Source organism: Aquibium microcysteis, assembly GCF_014495845.1.
Classification (GTDB): Bacteria; Pseudomonadota; Alphaproteobacteria; order Rhizobiales; family Rhizobiaceae; genus Aquibium; species Aquibium microcysteis.
The window spans coordinates 1375113-1389159 of the sequence record NZ_CP061080.1 but is presented as its reverse complement, the minus strand read 5'-3'; the positions used below and the strand labels follow the sequence as shown (position 1 = coordinate 1389159).

General features: G+C 69.0%; 14 protein-coding genes. 7 read left to right on the top strand and 7 right to left on the bottom strand.

From position 1 onward, the window contains the following. Positions 1 to 308: 308 nt before the first annotated feature. Both IAI54_RS06370 and IAI54_RS06365 read right to left on the bottom strand, forming a co-directional pair. Entirely contained in the window at positions 309 to 3047 is a 2739-nt protein-coding gene (locus IAI54_RS06370; protein ID WP_187971552.1) for a molybdopterin-dependent oxidoreductase, read from the bottom strand. Next, positions 3044 to 3907 carry an FAD binding domain-containing protein gene (locus tag IAI54_RS06365; RefSeq protein WP_187971551.1) on the bottom strand — a complete coding sequence of 288 codons (864 nt, stop codon included), beginning with the start codon at positions 3905 to 3907 and terminating at the stop codon, positions 3044 to 3046. The genes IAI54_RS06370 and IAI54_RS06365 overlap by 4 nt, the downstream gene beginning before the upstream one ends. Before the next feature lie 192 nt (positions 3908 to 4099). Here IAI54_RS06365 and pncA point away from each other — a divergent pair, with 192 nt between their 5' ends. The 3 genes from pncA (at position 4100) to mazG (ending at position 6698) form a co-directional block, all read left to right on the top strand. Continuing rightward, positions 4100 to 4699: a bifunctional nicotinamidase/pyrazinamidase gene (gene pncA, locus IAI54_RS06360; RefSeq protein ID WP_187971550.1), complete on the top strand. Its 600-nt coding sequence runs from the start codon at positions 4100 to 4102 to the stop codon at positions 4697 to 4699. Between the two features lie 511 nt (positions 4700 to 5210). Beyond that, the gene (locus IAI54_RS06355; protein ID WP_187971549.1) at positions 5211 to 5684 is read left to right on the top strand and encodes a MarR family winged helix-turn-helix transcriptional regulator; all 474 of its coding nucleotides are present in this window, start codon (positions 5211 to 5213) and stop codon (positions 5682 to 5684) included. A gap of 186 nt (positions 5685 to 5870) precedes the next feature. Continuing rightward, positions 5871 to 6698 carry a nucleoside triphosphate pyrophosphohydrolase gene (mazG, locus tag IAI54_RS06350; RefSeq protein WP_187971548.1) on the top strand — a complete coding sequence of 276 codons (828 nt, stop codon included), beginning with the start codon at positions 5871 to 5873 and terminating at the stop codon, positions 6696 to 6698. 358 nt (positions 6699 to 7056) lie between these two features. Here mazG and IAI54_RS06345 read toward each other — a convergent pair whose 3' ends face one another. From IAI54_RS06345 to IAI54_RS29360, 4 genes are all read right to left on the bottom strand, one after another. Then, positions 7057 to 7215, bottom strand: a complete 159-nt coding sequence (locus IAI54_RS06345) for a hypothetical protein (protein ID WP_187971547.1) — start codon at positions 7213 to 7215, stop codon at positions 7057 to 7059. Positions 7216 to 7232: 17 nt separating this feature from the next. After that, on the bottom strand, positions 7233 to 7562 hold the full coding sequence (locus tag IAI54_RS06340) for a DUF5615 family PIN-like protein (RefSeq protein ID WP_187971546.1): 330 nt from the start codon (positions 7560 to 7562) through the stop codon (positions 7233 to 7235). Next, entirely contained in the window at positions 7562 to 7786 is a 225-nt protein-coding gene (locus IAI54_RS06335) for a DUF433 domain-containing protein (protein ID WP_187971545.1), read from the bottom strand. Before IAI54_RS06335 ends, IAI54_RS06340 begins: the two co-directional genes overlap by 1 nt. A 70-nt stretch (positions 7787 to 7856) precedes the next feature. Further along, positions 7857 to 8108, bottom strand: coding sequence for a type I restriction-modification system subunit M N-terminal domain-containing protein (locus IAI54_RS29360; protein WP_187971544.1), 252 nt, complete (start codon positions 8106 to 8108; stop codon positions 7857 to 7859). Between the two features lie 364 nt (positions 8109 to 8472). Here IAI54_RS29360 and IAI54_RS06325 point away from each other — a divergent pair, with 364 nt between their 5' ends. From IAI54_RS06325 to IAI54_RS06310, 4 genes are all read left to right on the top strand, one after another. Then, positions 8473 to 9495, top strand: a complete 1023-nt coding sequence (locus IAI54_RS06325) for a sugar ABC transporter substrate-binding protein (protein WP_187971543.1) — start codon at positions 8473 to 8475, stop codon at positions 9493 to 9495. Between the two features lie 70 nt (positions 9496 to 9565). Further along, positions 9566 to 10582 carry an ABC transporter permease gene (locus IAI54_RS06320; RefSeq protein WP_187971542.1) on the top strand — a complete coding sequence of 339 codons (1017 nt, stop codon included), beginning with the start codon at positions 9566 to 9568 and terminating at the stop codon, positions 10580 to 10582. Beyond that, complete coding sequence (locus tag IAI54_RS06315; protein WP_187971541.1) at positions 10579 to 12099, top strand: sugar ABC transporter ATP-binding protein; 1521 nt, start codon at positions 10579 to 10581, stop codon at positions 12097 to 12099. Before IAI54_RS06320 ends, IAI54_RS06315 begins: the two co-directional genes overlap by 4 nt. After that, positions 12099 to 13052: an ABC transporter permease gene (locus tag IAI54_RS06310; protein ID WP_210321216.1), complete on the top strand. Its 954-nt coding sequence runs from the start codon at positions 12099 to 12101 to the stop codon at positions 13050 to 13052. The genes IAI54_RS06315 and IAI54_RS06310 overlap by 1 nt, the downstream gene beginning before the upstream one ends. 11 nt (positions 13053 to 13063) lie before the next feature. Here the strand turns inward: IAI54_RS06310 and IAI54_RS06305 are convergent, their stop codons facing one another. After that, positions 13064 to 13954, bottom strand: coding sequence for a GntR family transcriptional regulator (locus IAI54_RS06305; RefSeq protein ID WP_187971540.1), 891 nt, complete (start codon positions 13952 to 13954; stop codon positions 13064 to 13066). Positions 13955 to 14047: the final 93 nt, after the last annotated feature.

The following is a 14047-nucleotide window of genomic DNA, read 5'->3' as shown; positions in this document are numbered from 1 at the left end:
CGAGAGGGAGGGGGACCCCAGCCGCGCATCTCGTCCTTGCAAGCAGTGCCTGGCACGACGCGGGCCATCCCCCTCCCCCTTGAGGGGGTCCGAAGGACGGGCGAGACAAGCGGCTCGCCCCGGCAGGGTAAGGGGTGGGGGTAGCCTCGCGCCGACATCTGCCAAGGTCGGCCTTGCGCCACCATTCGGCGCGAGCACCCTCACAGTACAATCTGACAAAAGCACATTCGCGCCACCCTCGAACACCAGCACCTTCATGCCGATATCCGGCAATGCCAGCCTCGCACCACAAACCGCAGCGCCCCCCCTCATCCCCGCCCCCCGATCGCCTCGAGCACCCGCGAGGGCGTCGCCGGCAGGCGCGTCACCAGGACGCCGGTGGCGTCGCGGATGGCGTTGAGGATCGCCGGGGCGGTCGGGATCAGCACGTGCTCGCCGAGCCCCTTGGCCCCGAGCGGCCCTTCCAGGTCCGGCACCTCGACCAGGATGGTGTCGATCGGCGGCACGTCGCCGATGGTCGGAATCAGGTAGTCGTGCAAATTCTCCGTCCGCCCCGGCACGTAGTCCTCCATCAGGGCCATGCCGATGCCCTGCGCGATGCCGCCCTCGATCTGGCCCTCGGCGAGCAGCGGGTTGATGGCGCGGCCGACGTCGTGGGCGGCCGTGATGCGCGCCAGCCTGACGGTGCCCAGCGCCGTGTCGACGTCGAGTTCGACGATCTGCGCGCCGTAGCCATAGACCGCATAGGGCTTGCCCTGCCCGTTCGCGTCGAGCGGCACCGTCGGCGGGTCGTAGCTCTCCTGGGCCATCAGCACATAGCCGAAACCGTTCTCGGGCAGCGCCGACAGATCGATGCGCCGCTGGGCCTCGCCCTCGGCCACCACGATCACCCCGGCCTGCAGCGACAGGGTTGCTGCGTCGGAGACGTTGGCGGCGCGCAGGATGGTCTCCCGCAGCGCCCTGCCCGACTTCTCGGCCGCCTTGCCGGTGATGTAGGTCTGGCGCGAGCCCGACGTCTTGCCGGCATCGGGCGTGAGCGCGGTGTCGGCACCCTCGACGCGGATCGATCCCAGCGGCACGCCCAGCGCATCGGCACAGATCTGCGTGATCACCGTGTTCGACCCCTGGCCGATGTCCACCGCGCCCTGGTGCAGCACCAGTTCGCCCGCCCGCGTGATTCCGAGCCGGATGGTCGAGGGGTTCGGAATGCCGGTGTTACCGCAGCCATACCAGCACGAGGCGACGCCGATGCCGCGCCGCGTCCGGCCCTCCTGCGCATTGAGCCGCGCCGCCTCGCCCAGCGCCCGGTCCCAGGCGGGCTTCAGCGCCTGCAGGCAGTCGACGATGCCGACGCCGCTGTCCATCCGCTGTCCAGCCACCGTGGTCTGGCCATCGCGCAGCGCGTTGGTCAGGCGGAACGCCAGCCGGTCGATGCCGAGCTTCACCGCGAGTTCGTCGTAGAGCGTCTCCTGCATCACCGCCGCCTGCGGCACGCCGAAGCCGCGGAAGGCGCCCGAGATCGGGCCGTTGGTGTGGATCGCCCGTCCGATGGCGCGGTAGTGGGGCGTGAAATAGGGTCCCGACGCGTGCACCGGCACGCGCACCGCCACGGTCGGGCCCCAGCTGGCATAGGCGCCGGTGTTGAAGTCGCCCTCGAACACCATGCCGGTGATGCGTCCGTCCGCATCCGCGCCGATCGAGGCCCGCATCGAGCCGGGATGGCGCTTCGTGGTCGACATCATCGATTCGGCGCGGCTGTAGGTCAGCGCCGCCGGCCGGACCGTCTTCAGCGCCACCAGCCCGATCAGCGGCTGCACCGACAGGTCGAGCTTGGAGCCGAAGCCGCCGCCGGTCGCCGTCGGCACGATCCGCACCCGTTCCGGTTCCAGCCCGAGCACCTTCGCCGTGTCGTCGCGGTCCATGAAGGGCGACTGCGTGCAGGCGGTGATGACCAGCGTGTCGCCGTCCATCGCCGCGAACCCCGCCTCCGGCTCGATATAGGCGTGCTCGACATAGGCCGTCTCGATCGTGCCGGCCACCACCGCGTGCGAGGCTGCCAGCGCCGCCTCCGCGTCGCCGCGCTCCACCCGCCCCGCCACCAGCACATTGCCGGGGCGGCCGGCATGGACGGGCTCGCCGGCGAGCGCCGAGGCGACGTCGAGCACGTGCGGCAATTCGGTCCAGACCACCGGGAAATCGCGCAGGTCGAGCGCCTCGATGGCGGCTCTCTCGCCCGCCACCAGTGCCACCGCCTCGCCGCGGAACCGCGCGACGCCCTCGGCAAGTGCGGGCTGGTCGGCATAGGCGGGAATGACCCCGAACCGGTTCTCGCCGGGAATATCGGCGGCCGTGAAGACCGCGACCAGGCCCGGATGAGCGGCCACGTAGCCCGCGAGATCGCCGAAGGCGAACGCCGCGTGCCAGTGCGGCGAGCGGATCACCGCCACCGCCAGCGCATCGGCCGGGCGGACGTCCGCCCCGAAACGTTCCTCGCCCGTCACCTTCGGCCGCCCGTCGAGCCGCGGCAACGCCGCGCCGACGGCACGGCCGGCCTCGGGCATCGGCCGGTCGTGGTGGCGGTCGGGCAGCCGCGCATCCATCACCGCCGCGACGATCTTCCTGTAGCCGGTGCAGCGGCACAGCACGCCGCCGAGCGCGTCCTCCACCTCGGTCTCGCTCGGCGCCGGATCGCGCTCCAGCAGCGCCGTTGCCGCCATCAGGAAGCCCGGCGTGCAGATGCCGCACTGCGCCGCGCCGTGGCGCAGGAACGCATCCTGCAGGGCCGAGAGCGTGTCGCCGGCTAGTCCTTCCACCGTGGTGATGCGGCGATTGCCGGCCTGGACCGCGGGCGTCAGGCAGGCGCAGACCGGCGCGCCGTCGACGAGCACGGTGCAGGCGCCGCAGTCGCCCGCGTCGCAGCCCACCTTGGTGCCGGTGCGCCCGAGATCGTCGCGCAGGACGGTCGACAGGCGCGCCACCGGAGAGGCTTCGACCGACACGGGGACGCCGTCGAGTTCGAAGGCGATCGGAACGGGAGCGAAACTCATGCCGCCACCCCCTGCCCCGCCGCCGTCCCGAAGGCGTCGAGCAGCGCCCGGCCGACGATCTCGCGCGCCGCCGCCAGCCGGTATGCCGCCGTCCCGCGTACGTCGTCGATCGGTGATAGCCCGTCGAAATGCCGCGCGTCGACGACGCCGAGCGCGGTGGCGTCGGCCGGCTTGCCGACGAGGTCGGCTTCCAGCCGCTCCAGCCGCCGGGCAACCGCCGAACATGCGCCGACGGCGATGGCGCACCGCGCGATACGCCCCTGACCGTCCGTCTCCACGCGGACCGCCGCCATGGCGATCGAGATCACCAGATAGCGCCGCGCGCCGAGCTTGAAGAAGCGCGACCGTCCCGCGCCCGATGCCGCCGGCACGCGGATCGCGGTCAGCAGTTCGTCGGGCGTGCGTGCCGTCCTGCGGTTGCCGAGCACGAAATCCTGCAGCGGCAGGCGCCGGGTGCCGCGTACGGAGGCGAGTTCCACCTCCGCGTCGAGCACGAGCAGTGCCGGCACGCCGTCGGCCGCGGGCGACGCGTTGCAGATGTTGCCGGCGATCGTCCCGGCGTTCTGGATCTGCACCGACCCCACCTCCCGCGCGGCCAGTTTCAGCGCGTCGAAGCCCGCAGGCAGGCGCGCCCGCACGACGTCGCTCCAGGTCGTCGCCGCGCCGATGCATATGTCCGCACCGTCATGGCGGATGCCGCGCAGGGCCTCGATGGCGCCGATGTCGAGGATGTCGCTTCCGATCGGCCGGATGCTCTGCGCGGGGTAGAAATCCGTTCCGCCCGCCAGCACGGTCCATGTTCCGTCGGCGAGGCGGGCGATGGCTTCGTCGGGCGTCGTCGGCCTTGCGTAGCGCGGCATGCGTGGGTCCCCTCGCGCGGCCCGAGCCAGCCCGACGGCACGGTCGCGGGCACGGAAGGCGTTGCGAAAATTCATTCGCATACAAATGATATCAGCACGGTGGCGCTTGTCAAAGCCGGGTCACCTTTGCAACCATGCGACCTCATCGAGGCCGGCGCAGGGGGCACGGCCGCCAGAAAACGGAGTTCGCCCATGGCGCAGCGCGCCTTGATCGTCATCGACGTCCAGAACGATTTCTGCCCCGGCGGGGCGCTGGCAGTCGCCGATGGCGACGCGATCCTGCCCCTCGTCAACCGCATGATCGCGCAGGCGGACCATGTCGTGCTGACGCAGGACTGGCATCCGGCCGGGCATTCGAGCTTCGCCTCGTCCCATGCCGGCCGGGCCCCCTTCGAGACCGTCGCCATGGCCTATGGCGACCAGACGCTGTGGCCCGACCACTGCATCCAGGGCACCGACGGCGCCGCCTTCCACCCGGCGCTCGACTGGACGAAGGCCGAACTCCTCGTCCGCAAGGGATTCCGGCCCGCCATCGACAGCTATTCCGCCTTCTACGAGAACGACCACGCCACGCCGACCGGCCTCGCCGGCTACCTGCGCGAGCGCGGCATCACGGAGCTGACGCTCTGTGGCCTCGCCACCGACTACTGCGTCGCCTATTCGGCGCTCGACGCCGTGCGCCAGGGCTTCTCGGTCACGGTCGCGATGGATGCCTGCCGCGCGATCGATCTCGGCGGCTCGCTCGGCGCGATGACGCAACGGATGCGCGAGGCCGGCGTCCGGCTGGCTTGAGGCGCCGCGCCGGTCCTCTCCCCGGCGCGGACGTGCGTCCACTCGCTCACCTCCCCCGGGCGCCACGCAAGGCGCCGGTGCCGCGCCATCCCCTTGCGCGCCGGCAAACGTGCCCCTGCAACCTTTTTGCCCTCCAACCGTTCCATGGGACCGCGATCGGCTGGAGCGGCCAGGGCGCAGGCGGGGCCGAGGGCCATCGCCCGCCGTCGACGGAATCTCGCGGGACGGGGCGGCCCGGATCCGGGAACGCAGGCAGGGCGCCGAGCCGGACCTGCATGGCCCGCAACCCGAGCGATGACGACGGGGACGCCCATGACGACCAAAGGCCGAAACGGCAGTTGCAAAATTGAGACCGCCGCGCTCAAGATTGTGCCATAAATGAATGTCTGATGCACGAGCGAAAGCCCGGGCCTGTCGGCGCTTTGATCCGAAAGAGCTGAAATTGACGCTTGCGTCAAGACGGGTTCCTGTCTAACCTATTGATATAGAATGTTTTGAGGCAGCGATGTTGGTGAGTGAAGAGACCGCAAACGATGGCGCGCAGCCGCTCGACCAGGGCATCCTGCATGGTCTCCTCGGCCGGCAGCTGCGCGTGACGCATCTTGCCGTGTTCCGCACCATCGAGGATCAGCTCGCCGGAATCGGCATCACGCCGCAACAATTCGGCCTCCTCGTCATCGTCGATCGCAACCCTGGCGCGCGTCAGACCCTCATCGCCAAGGCGCGCGGTCTGGACAAGTCGACCCTCGTTCCGATGATCGACCGGCTCGAGCGCGACAATCTCCTCGAGCGGCGGCCGCTCGCCACCGATCGCCGTATCCGGGCAATCTGGATCACCGAGCGCGGCCGCGAGGTCCTGCGCCAGGCCGAGCCCATCGTCCAGAAGGGCGACGATCTGATCCGCGCGCAGCTGAGCGACGCCGAACTGGCAGAGCTTGTCCGCCTCATGGGCAAGGTCCGCAAGGGGCTCGGCGTTCCCGACTGATTCGGCACGCCGCAGGCGGGGCGCGATCGCCGCATTCCGCTCCGTAAGGTCTCGGTCATCGGTCTCGCGCATGTCTTTCGCCCGAAACCGGTGCCCCCTTCCGGGAGACATGCGTCAGCCTGTGGATAGCCGTGGCCGTCCGGAATGCCGGGTTGGCCCGCGCCCGGCGCGGCGATAGGTTCGACCATGCTTCCCGCCAAGGACATCTCCCGCCTCATCGAGATCATGGCCGCCCTGCGCACGCCGGTGACCGGCTGCCCGTGGGATCTGGAGCAGGATTTCGCCAGCATCGCGCCCTACACGCTGGAGGAGGCCTACGAGGTCGCCGACGCCATCGAACGCGGGGACATGGACGATCTACGCGAGGAACTGGGCGACCTGCTGCTGCAGGTCGTCTACCACGCCCGCATGGCCGAGGAGGCCGGCGACTTCGCGTTCGGCGACGTGGTCGAGGCGATCACGAAGAAGATGATCCGTCGCCACCCGCACGTCTTCGGGAACGCCGAGGCCCGCGCGGCCGGCTCCGCCAAGGGCATGTGGGACGCCATCAAGGCCGAGGAGAAGGCGGACAAGCGTGCCGCACGGACCGCGCGCGGCCTTCCCGCCGAGGACCATGGCCACGGCTTTCTGGACAGCGTCCCCGTCGCCCTCCCCGCCCTGGTGCGCGCCCGCAAGCTCCAGGACAAGGCGGCGAAGGTCGGATTCGACTGGAAGGAGGCCGCACCGATCCTCGACAAGATCGAGGAGGAGATCGCCGAGCTGCGCCAGGCCATGGCCGAAGGCGACAAGGCCGCCACCTCCGACGAATTCGGCGACGTCCTCTTCGCGCTGGTCAATTTCGGCCGCCACGTCGACGCCGACGCCGAAACGGCCCTCCAGGGCACCAACGCCAAGTTCCGCCGCCGCTTCCACTTCATCGAGCGGGAACTGGCCTCCAGCGGCAGGCGCCTCGGCGAGGCGACGCTGGACGAGATGGAGGCGCTGTGGCAGCGGGCGAAGGGGGTGGAGGGATAGGGAGCGGGTTCACCCGATGGCTTTCCTCCCGAAAAGCCCGTCGTCACGGACAAGGCGGGCAAGCGCCTTTCGTCATGGGCAAGGAACTTCTGTCGCGCCGGGCTGTCGTCGTCGAGATCGAGCGCGGCGACCAGAGACGGCTGCGTCGCGCTGATGAAGGCACGATGCTGCACGAGATCGACCGTCCAGACGCGGTCGTAATCCTTCGGGTTGCCGAGCAGCCAGTGGTGCAGGCCGACGAAGGGTTCGGGGACCTCGGAAAATCCGCTCGCCGACGGCGCCCCCGCAACGTCGATCCGGCGGCCCGTCAGTGCGGCGACGATCAGGGCCTCGAGGCCCTTCTCCGAGGTGTCGGTCTTCATGCCGCCGCCAGCCACCCCTGCGCACGACGGGTTTCGAAGGCGATGCCGATCTGGCGCGGCGAAAGGCGCTTCTTGCTGTCTTTCCAGGCATGAACCCTGGCGACGGCGTCTTCGGCGCGCGTCGCGTTCTCGCGGCTGGCGTCGGCCGTGTCCATCGTCGCTTCCTCCGCCATCACGTCACCTCGATCAGGTTCTCGCCGCGTTCGATCGCGGCGAGAACGCTCGGCAGCACGGTCTCGAACCAGGCAAGCAGGTCGCGCCGACGCGTGTTGGGCAACCGGATCCAGATCACCACCGGCCCTCGATCGGCAAGTATCCTGCGCTGTGCGAAATCCTCGTCCTTGGTCACGATCGCGGCGGATGACGCCAGTGCGTGGTTCCAGATCGCGTCGTCGGAGGATGCCTGCATCCCGAGGTCGCCGACGTGGGCCGCCTCATGTCCCCGGGCGACGAGCCAGCGACCGAGGGCCGGCGGCAGTTGCGCGTCGACCAGGAAGCGCATCAGGCCACGCGCAGGACGGGATGATCGCTCTGCCTGGCCGCGTACTCCAGCGCTGCGGTGATGTCGCCATCCTCCAGCAGCGGATGATCTTCCAGAATTTCCGAACGGTCGGCGCCGGCGGCCAGCAGGTCCAGCACGTCGCGGACGCGTATCCGCAGACCTCGCAGGCACGGCCGACCGCCGCACTGGCCGGGATCGACGGTGATGCGATGGATTTCGGTCATCTCTTGCGTCCTGAGCGGGAACTGATCGCCTTCCCGGCATCGATAGCAGAATTCGCAGCCATGCGCATCGTCAGGCGGCGACCTCCTCGCTCATGCCATCGTCGACGGCGTCGTCCTGGACGTCTGCCTTTATCGGCTCCAGCACCGCGTCGAGACGGCGCAGGACCATCATCGGCAGGATCACGTCGCGGTACTTGCCGCGCACGTAGAGATGGAGCGTGTCCACACCCGACCCGTCGATGGACGCCCGGGGTGCCCGCGCCGCCGCGCTCCTGCCCCGCGCGAGGCAGCGCATCGGCTCGGTCGCCACGTCGGCGGTCACGGCCCATAGGCGCGTTCCGCGCGGCGCTTCAAGCCCTTTCCGTCGACCCTGCCGGGCTGCCGAAGCAATCGACCGGATCGTAACCGGATCAGGCTTATATCACCGTTTCATCAAGTCGTATGGCAGGGCCAGAGGCATCCTCCGCGCCGCCGCGTCGCCAACATTCGCGCATTCGTTTCCCGCGTCCGCTCCGCCGTGGGATCGGTCCCGCATACGCTCCTCGGTATGCGTATTATCCATAAAAAACAATTTGAAGGCCGGCTTCCATTGCGCTTCTATGGATAAAAGTGCGATCCGCCCGCCGTCGACGGCGCCCCGGCGGGTTGCGCGAATGGGGTGGGCATTCCAGGGAGGAACGGGAATCATGGACGACAGGACCAACGACAGGCGCAGTTTTCTGAAGGCGATGGCGGTCGGCTCCGCGGCGGTCGCGGGCGCGGCGGCCGGCATGCTGGGGGTCCCCGGCGCCGAGACCGGGTTCGCCGGCGTCGCACGGGCCCGCGCCGAGGGCACGCGCTACAGGATGGCGTTCATCCAGTGGCAGCCGCACACCGTGCCGGCCGCATGGTCGAAGGGCATAGAGGAGGTCCTGACGCCGCAGCAGATCGTCGACTACGAACTGCTGGACGGCCAGAACAAGGTCGAGGTGCAGGCGAGCCTGATGGACACGCTGATCAGCCAGGGGGCGTCCGCCATCTTCCTGCAGCCGATCGATTCCGTGGCGCTCGCGCCCTCCATCGCCAAGGCGAAGCGGGCCGGCATTCCGGTCATCACGCTGAACATCGACGCGACCGAGGCGCATGCCGCGCATGTCGAGATGAACCATTACTATGGCGCCATGGACATCGCGAAGGCCATGGGCGACGCGATGGGCGGCAAGGGCAAGGTCGCCATCCTGAACGCTCCGCCCGGCATCATCATCCGCGACCAGCGCACCAACGGCTTCGTCGAAGGCATGAAGCAGCATCATCCGGGCATCCAGATCGTCGCCGACCAGGTCGCCGACTGGGACCGCAAGAAGGCGCAGGACGTGCTCAACACGATCCTCGCGGCCAATCCCGATCTCGGCGGCGCCTACGGCGTCAACGATTCGATGGCGCTGGGCGCCGTCGACGTGGCCAAGGAGAAGGGCCTGCTCGGCAGGTTCGTCGTCTTCGGAAACGACGGCGAGACCGCGGCGCTCGAATCCATCGAGGCGGGGGAACTGACGGGCACCCAGTACACCGACGTCTACCAGCAGGGCCGGCTGGCCGCCGCCGCGGCGACGGTGCTCGCCACGGGCGGGGTCACCGCGGGCGCCTTCGCCCAGCAGTCGCGGCTGCTCATGCCCTACGTCATCGCCACCAAGGCGAACGCGGGTTCGATCCAACCCTCCCAGCGCTGGTAGCCTCGGCGCCCTTCGGGACTGCGGCACGCCCCATGCTGCAGTCTCCTTTTTTTGCTGGCAGTTCGCCGACGTGAAGATTCGTCTCGCCTCAGCCGCGCTCGTGCTGTTCTTCGCAGGCACGGTCGCCTTCTTCAGCGTGAGCGCGCCGCGCTTCGCGACGGCGTCGACCGTGGAGAACCTGATGTCGGGCTTCTCCTTCATGGCCATCCTCGCCATGGGCCAGGCCTTTCCGATTCTCGTGCGCGGCATCGACCTGTCGATCGGGGCGATCGTCGGACTGGTGGGAATGGTCGTCTTCGACCTCTCCCTGCTCTTCGGCATGCCCGGATACGGCATCATACCCCTGGCGCTGCTGGCAGGCACCCTCGCCGGAGCGCTGAACGGCGTCCTGATCGTCCATCTGAGGCTCCAGCCCTTCATCGCCACGCTGGCGACGCTCGCCGCGTACCGCGGCCTCACCTACACGATCTCGGGCCGCCAGCTGGTGCCGGGCCTTTCGACCACGCCGATTCGCGATCCGTGGATCACCGGCATCGAGAGCTATTTCGACGTCGGCGGCTGGCTCGGGCTCTCGCGTCTCGTCACCATGCCCTGGGTGCCGCTCTCCTTCTTCATCATGCTCGCGGTCTTCGCGGCACTCCAGATCCTGCTGCTCGCCGCGCGCTTTGGCCGCGACATCTACGCCACGGGCGGCAATCATGAAGCGGCGCGGCTGGCCGGTATCCAGGTCAAGTCAGTCACCATCGCCGCCTATGCCGTCTCCGGCTTCTGCGCGGCCATCGCGGCGCTGATCATGGTTGCCCGCTTCACCACCGCCACCGAGGCTCTCGGCACCGGGGTGGAGCTGACGGCGATAGCGGCGGCCGTCATCGGCGGGGTGAGCCTCGCCGGCGGCATCGGCTCGATGTTCGGTCCCGCGCTCGGCGCCTTCCTGCTCGGCGCGATCCTGATCGGGCTGACGCTCCAGGGCGTACCGCAATTCGTGCAGCAGATCATCACCGGCCTCATCCTGCTCGCCGCCGTCGGCTACGACCGGCTTCTGGTCCTGCGTCGCCGGCGCAGGCTCGCGATGGCCGCGGCGTCATGACGGCGACCGAAGTTCCCCTTCTGCGCGGCAGAGGCCTGAGCAAGACCTACGGCGCCTTCGCCGCGCTGCAGGACGCGGATTTCAGCGTGCAGGCCGGCGAGGTGCGCGCGCTGATCGGATCGAACGGCGCGGGCAAGTCGACCCTGATCAAGATCCTCACCGGCGCCATCGCGCCGACCGGGGGAAGCGTCGAGATCGGCGGCGAGCCCGCGCCGCCCGGCGATCCGCTGGGCATGATCCGGCGCGGCGTCGCCTGCATCTACCAGCATTCCAACCTGGCGCCGGCCATGTCGGTCCTGGACAACATCTATCTCGGCCGTCAGCCCACGCGTCGGTTCGGCTTCGTCGACACGCGACGGCAGCGCAGGGAGGCGACGGCGCTGCTCGACCGCCACGGCATCGCCATCGACCTCGACGCGCCGGTCGGCAGCCTGCCGACCGTCAAGCAGAAGGAGGTCGAGATCCTGAAGGCGCTGGCGCTCGACGCGCGCGTGATCCTGATGGACGAGCCCACCGGCTGGCTGGCCAGCGCCGACATGGCGCGGCTGCACGGGACGATCCGGGCCCTGAAATCGCGCGGCGTCGGCATCGTCTACATCAGCCACGTGCTCGACGAGATCTTCGCGGTCTGCGACACCGTCACCGTCATGCGCGACGGCAGGGTCGTCGCCGAGAGTGCGGTCCCCGACACCGACCGGGCGCGCCTCGTGCACCTCATGGTCGGCGAGAAGCTCGCGCGCGACGCCTCCGACGCCGCGCTGCAGACGCGTCATCCGCGCGGAACCGGCGAGGTGCGGCTCAGCGCCCGCGCGCTGACGAAGCGCGGGGTTTTCGCCGACGTCTCCTTCGACCTGCATGCCGGCGAGATCTTTTGCCTGACCGGACTGATCGGCGCGAAGCGGACCGAACTCGTGCGCACGATCTTCGGCTCCGACCGTTTCGATTTGGGATCGCTGGAGATCGGGGGAAAACCGGCGGCGCCGCGCAGCCCGGCGGCAGGCATCCGCCGCGGCATCGGTTTCGTGCCGGAGGACCGGCATCACGAGGGCCTCATGCTCGACATGACCGTCACCGAAAACCTCGCCATGGCGACGCTCGACCGCTTCCGGAGCGGTCCGATGCTCGATCGCGCCGGGATGGTCCGGGCCGGACGCCGTGCCATCGAAGACCTGTCGGTTAGGCCGCCCGACGGCGGCACGGCCGTCCGGCGGCTCTCCGGGGGCAACCAGCAGAAGGTGCTCGTCGGCAAGTGGCTCGCGCGGCGTCCGCGCATCCTCATCCTCGACGAGCCCACGGTGGGTGTCGACGTGGGAGCGAAGGCCGAGATCTACGCCCTCCTGCGCCGGGAACGCGCGCTGGGCGCGGCGATCCTGATCGTGTCCTCCGACCTCGAGGAGGTGATGACGGTGGCGGACCGCATCGGCGTGATGGTCTCGGGGCGGCTGGTGGCGGTGCACGATGCCGGCGCCGTCGGCATGGCCGATATCGTGTATGCGATCGGTGGGGGACAGGCCTGATGCCGGCAGCGTCGACCGTATCCGCGGCCCTGGCGCGCCACGCGGCGCCGAACGCGCTTCCGATCGCCATGGCCGTCATCGCCGTCGCGATCACGCTGCTCGAACCGGCCTTCATGAGCACCGACAATCTCGTCGGCATCGTGCGGCAGGTGGCCATCATCGGCATCATGGCGACCTGCATGACCTTCGTCATCATGACCGGGGGCATCGACCTCTCGGTCGGCCCGGTGCTGGCCCTTGCGGGGCTGGTATCGTTCTACTGCCTGCAGGCCGAGCTTCCGCTGGTGGTGGTCATTGCCGCCGGCCTGTCGGTGGGCCTCATCGTCGGGCTGACGAACGGGCTGATCATCGCCTTCCTCGGCCTGCCGCCGATCATCGTGACGCTCGCCATGCTCGGCATCGTGCGCGGCACGGCGCTGATCGTCGGCGGGCCGGAGCAGCACCTGATCCGCAACGAGCCCGCCTACAGCTTCATCGGCACCGGCACCCTGCTCGGCCTGCCCTTCGCCGTCTACGTCTTCGCCGCGGTCGCCGTGCTGATGATCCTGGTGCAGCGTCGCACGCCGCTCGGCCTTCTCGTCGCCGCCATCGGCGACAACGAGCGTGCCGCCTGGCTGAGCGGCCACCGCATCCGCCTCACGAAGACCGCCGTCTATGCCATCTCCGGCACCGGGGCGGCGCTCGCCGGCATCATCCTGTCGTCGCAGGTCCACACGGCGCTGGCCACCTACGGCCCTTTCGGCACCGAGCTCGACGTGATCGCCGCCGTCGTCCTCGGCGGCACCAGCATCATGGGCGGCAATGGATCGGTTGCGCGAACGCTGCTCGGCGTCTTCTTCCTCGGCCTCCTCAACAACGGCATGAACATCCTGAACGTGCCGATCGACATCCAGCTCATCGCCAAGGGCGCGATCATCGTCGCGGCCCTCGCCGTTGCCGCCCGGCGCGGCTGAAGTGCCGGCGTCTATTGCGGCGAGGTCGACCGCAGCAGCGTCTCGCGCGCCGAGGCCAGATGCGCGCGGCAGGCCAGCTCCACCATGGCGACGTTCCGGCTGACGAGGGCGTCGATGTAGGTCAGGTGCTCGCGGATCGCCACCTCGTTGCGCTGCCGCTCGTCGTGCTTGTTCCACTGGTAGTGGTAGTGGAAGATCACGGTGATGATGTCGTAGAAGCTGTCGATGAAGCGGTTCGGCGCGGCCAGGCTGATCAGCCGGTGGAAGCGGCTGTCGAGATCGGAAAAGTCGTGGAACCGCGTATCGATCTCCGCGAGCAGCTGGAGATGCTCCCGGCGCATCGCCTCCAGAAGCGACCAGTGCGGCGACGTTTCCGGCATCGCCGCGAGGGCGCGCGAGGACCGGAGTTCGAACATTTCCCGGATCTCGAACAGTTCCAGTGCGAAGCTGGTGGTGAAGCCCTTGAACACCCAGCCCGCATTGGGCCGCTTCTCGATCAGCCCGAAACGCTGGAAACGATTGAGGAACTCGCGGATGCCGGTGGTTGCGACGCCGAACTTGCGCGCAAGCTCGAGTTCGTTGATCGCCGTGCCGGGCCTGGCATTGTCGCGCAGCATCCACTCCATGAAGCGCTCCTCGACCTGCGCTGCCATCGGAACCGTCTCGGAAATCGGATAGCGCCGGATGGCGTCGCCCGGCAGGCTGACGCTGCGGTTGCGCCCGCTGCCGCTGACGAGGCCCTGGGCCTTCAGCGCGCCGATGACCTTGCGTGCCGTGGTCCGGCTGACGCCGAGCGCGCGGCTCAGCGTGTTTTCGGGCGGCAGCGGGGCGTCCGGCGGCAGACGCGAGACGAGGTCGATCGCGTCGTTGAAGGCCCGCTTGAACACGGTATCGGTCTTCATGGAACACTCCCCGCGGTTAAATGAGTCTTTTAATCGATAAAAAACAAATTGACGAGCCCTCTTGTTCGGGTTTTTGTCTATAAGAAACATTCG

Bases quoted from the DNA above. Each gene is read 5' to 3' on its own strand.
- IAI54_RS06315 (WP_187971541.1), top strand. From the start codon at position 10,579: ATGACGGCGACCGAAGTTCCCCTTCTGCGCGGCAGAGGCCTGAGCAAG.
- IAI54_RS06310 (WP_210321216.1), top strand. From the start codon at position 12,099: ATGCCGGCAGCGTCGACCGTATCCGCGGCCCTGGCGCGCCACGCGGCG.
- IAI54_RS06345 (WP_187971547.1), bottom strand. From the start codon at position 7,215: ATGGACACGGCCGACGCCAGCCGCGAGAACGCGACGCGCGCCGAAGAC.
- IAI54_RS06335 (WP_187971545.1), bottom strand. From the start codon at position 7,786: ATGACCGAAATCCATCGCATCACCGTCGATCCCGGCCAGTGCGGCGGT.
- pncA (WP_187971550.1), top strand. From the start codon at position 4,100: ATGGCGCAGCGCGCCTTGATCGTCATCGACGTCCAGAACGATTTCTGC.
- IAI54_RS06365 (WP_187971551.1), bottom strand. From the start codon at position 3,907: ATGCCGCGCTACGCAAGGCCGACGACGCCCGACGAAGCCATCGCCCGC.
- mazG (WP_187971548.1), top strand. From the start codon at position 5,871: ATGCTTCCCGCCAAGGACATCTCCCGCCTCATCGAGATCATGGCCGCC.
- IAI54_RS06325 (WP_187971543.1), top strand. From the start codon at position 8,473: ATGGACGACAGGACCAACGACAGGCGCAGTTTTCTGAAGGCGATGGCG.
- IAI54_RS06370 (WP_187971552.1), bottom strand. From the start codon at position 3,047: ATGAGTTTCGCTCCCGTTCCGATCGCCTTCGAACTCGACGGCGTCCCC.
- IAI54_RS06305 (WP_187971540.1), bottom strand. From the start codon at position 13,954: ATGAAGACCGATACCGTGTTCAAGCGGGCCTTCAACGACGCGATCGAC.
- IAI54_RS06340 (WP_187971546.1), bottom strand. From the start codon at position 7,562: ATGCGCTTCCTGGTCGACGCGCAACTGCCGCCGGCCCTCGGTCGCTGG.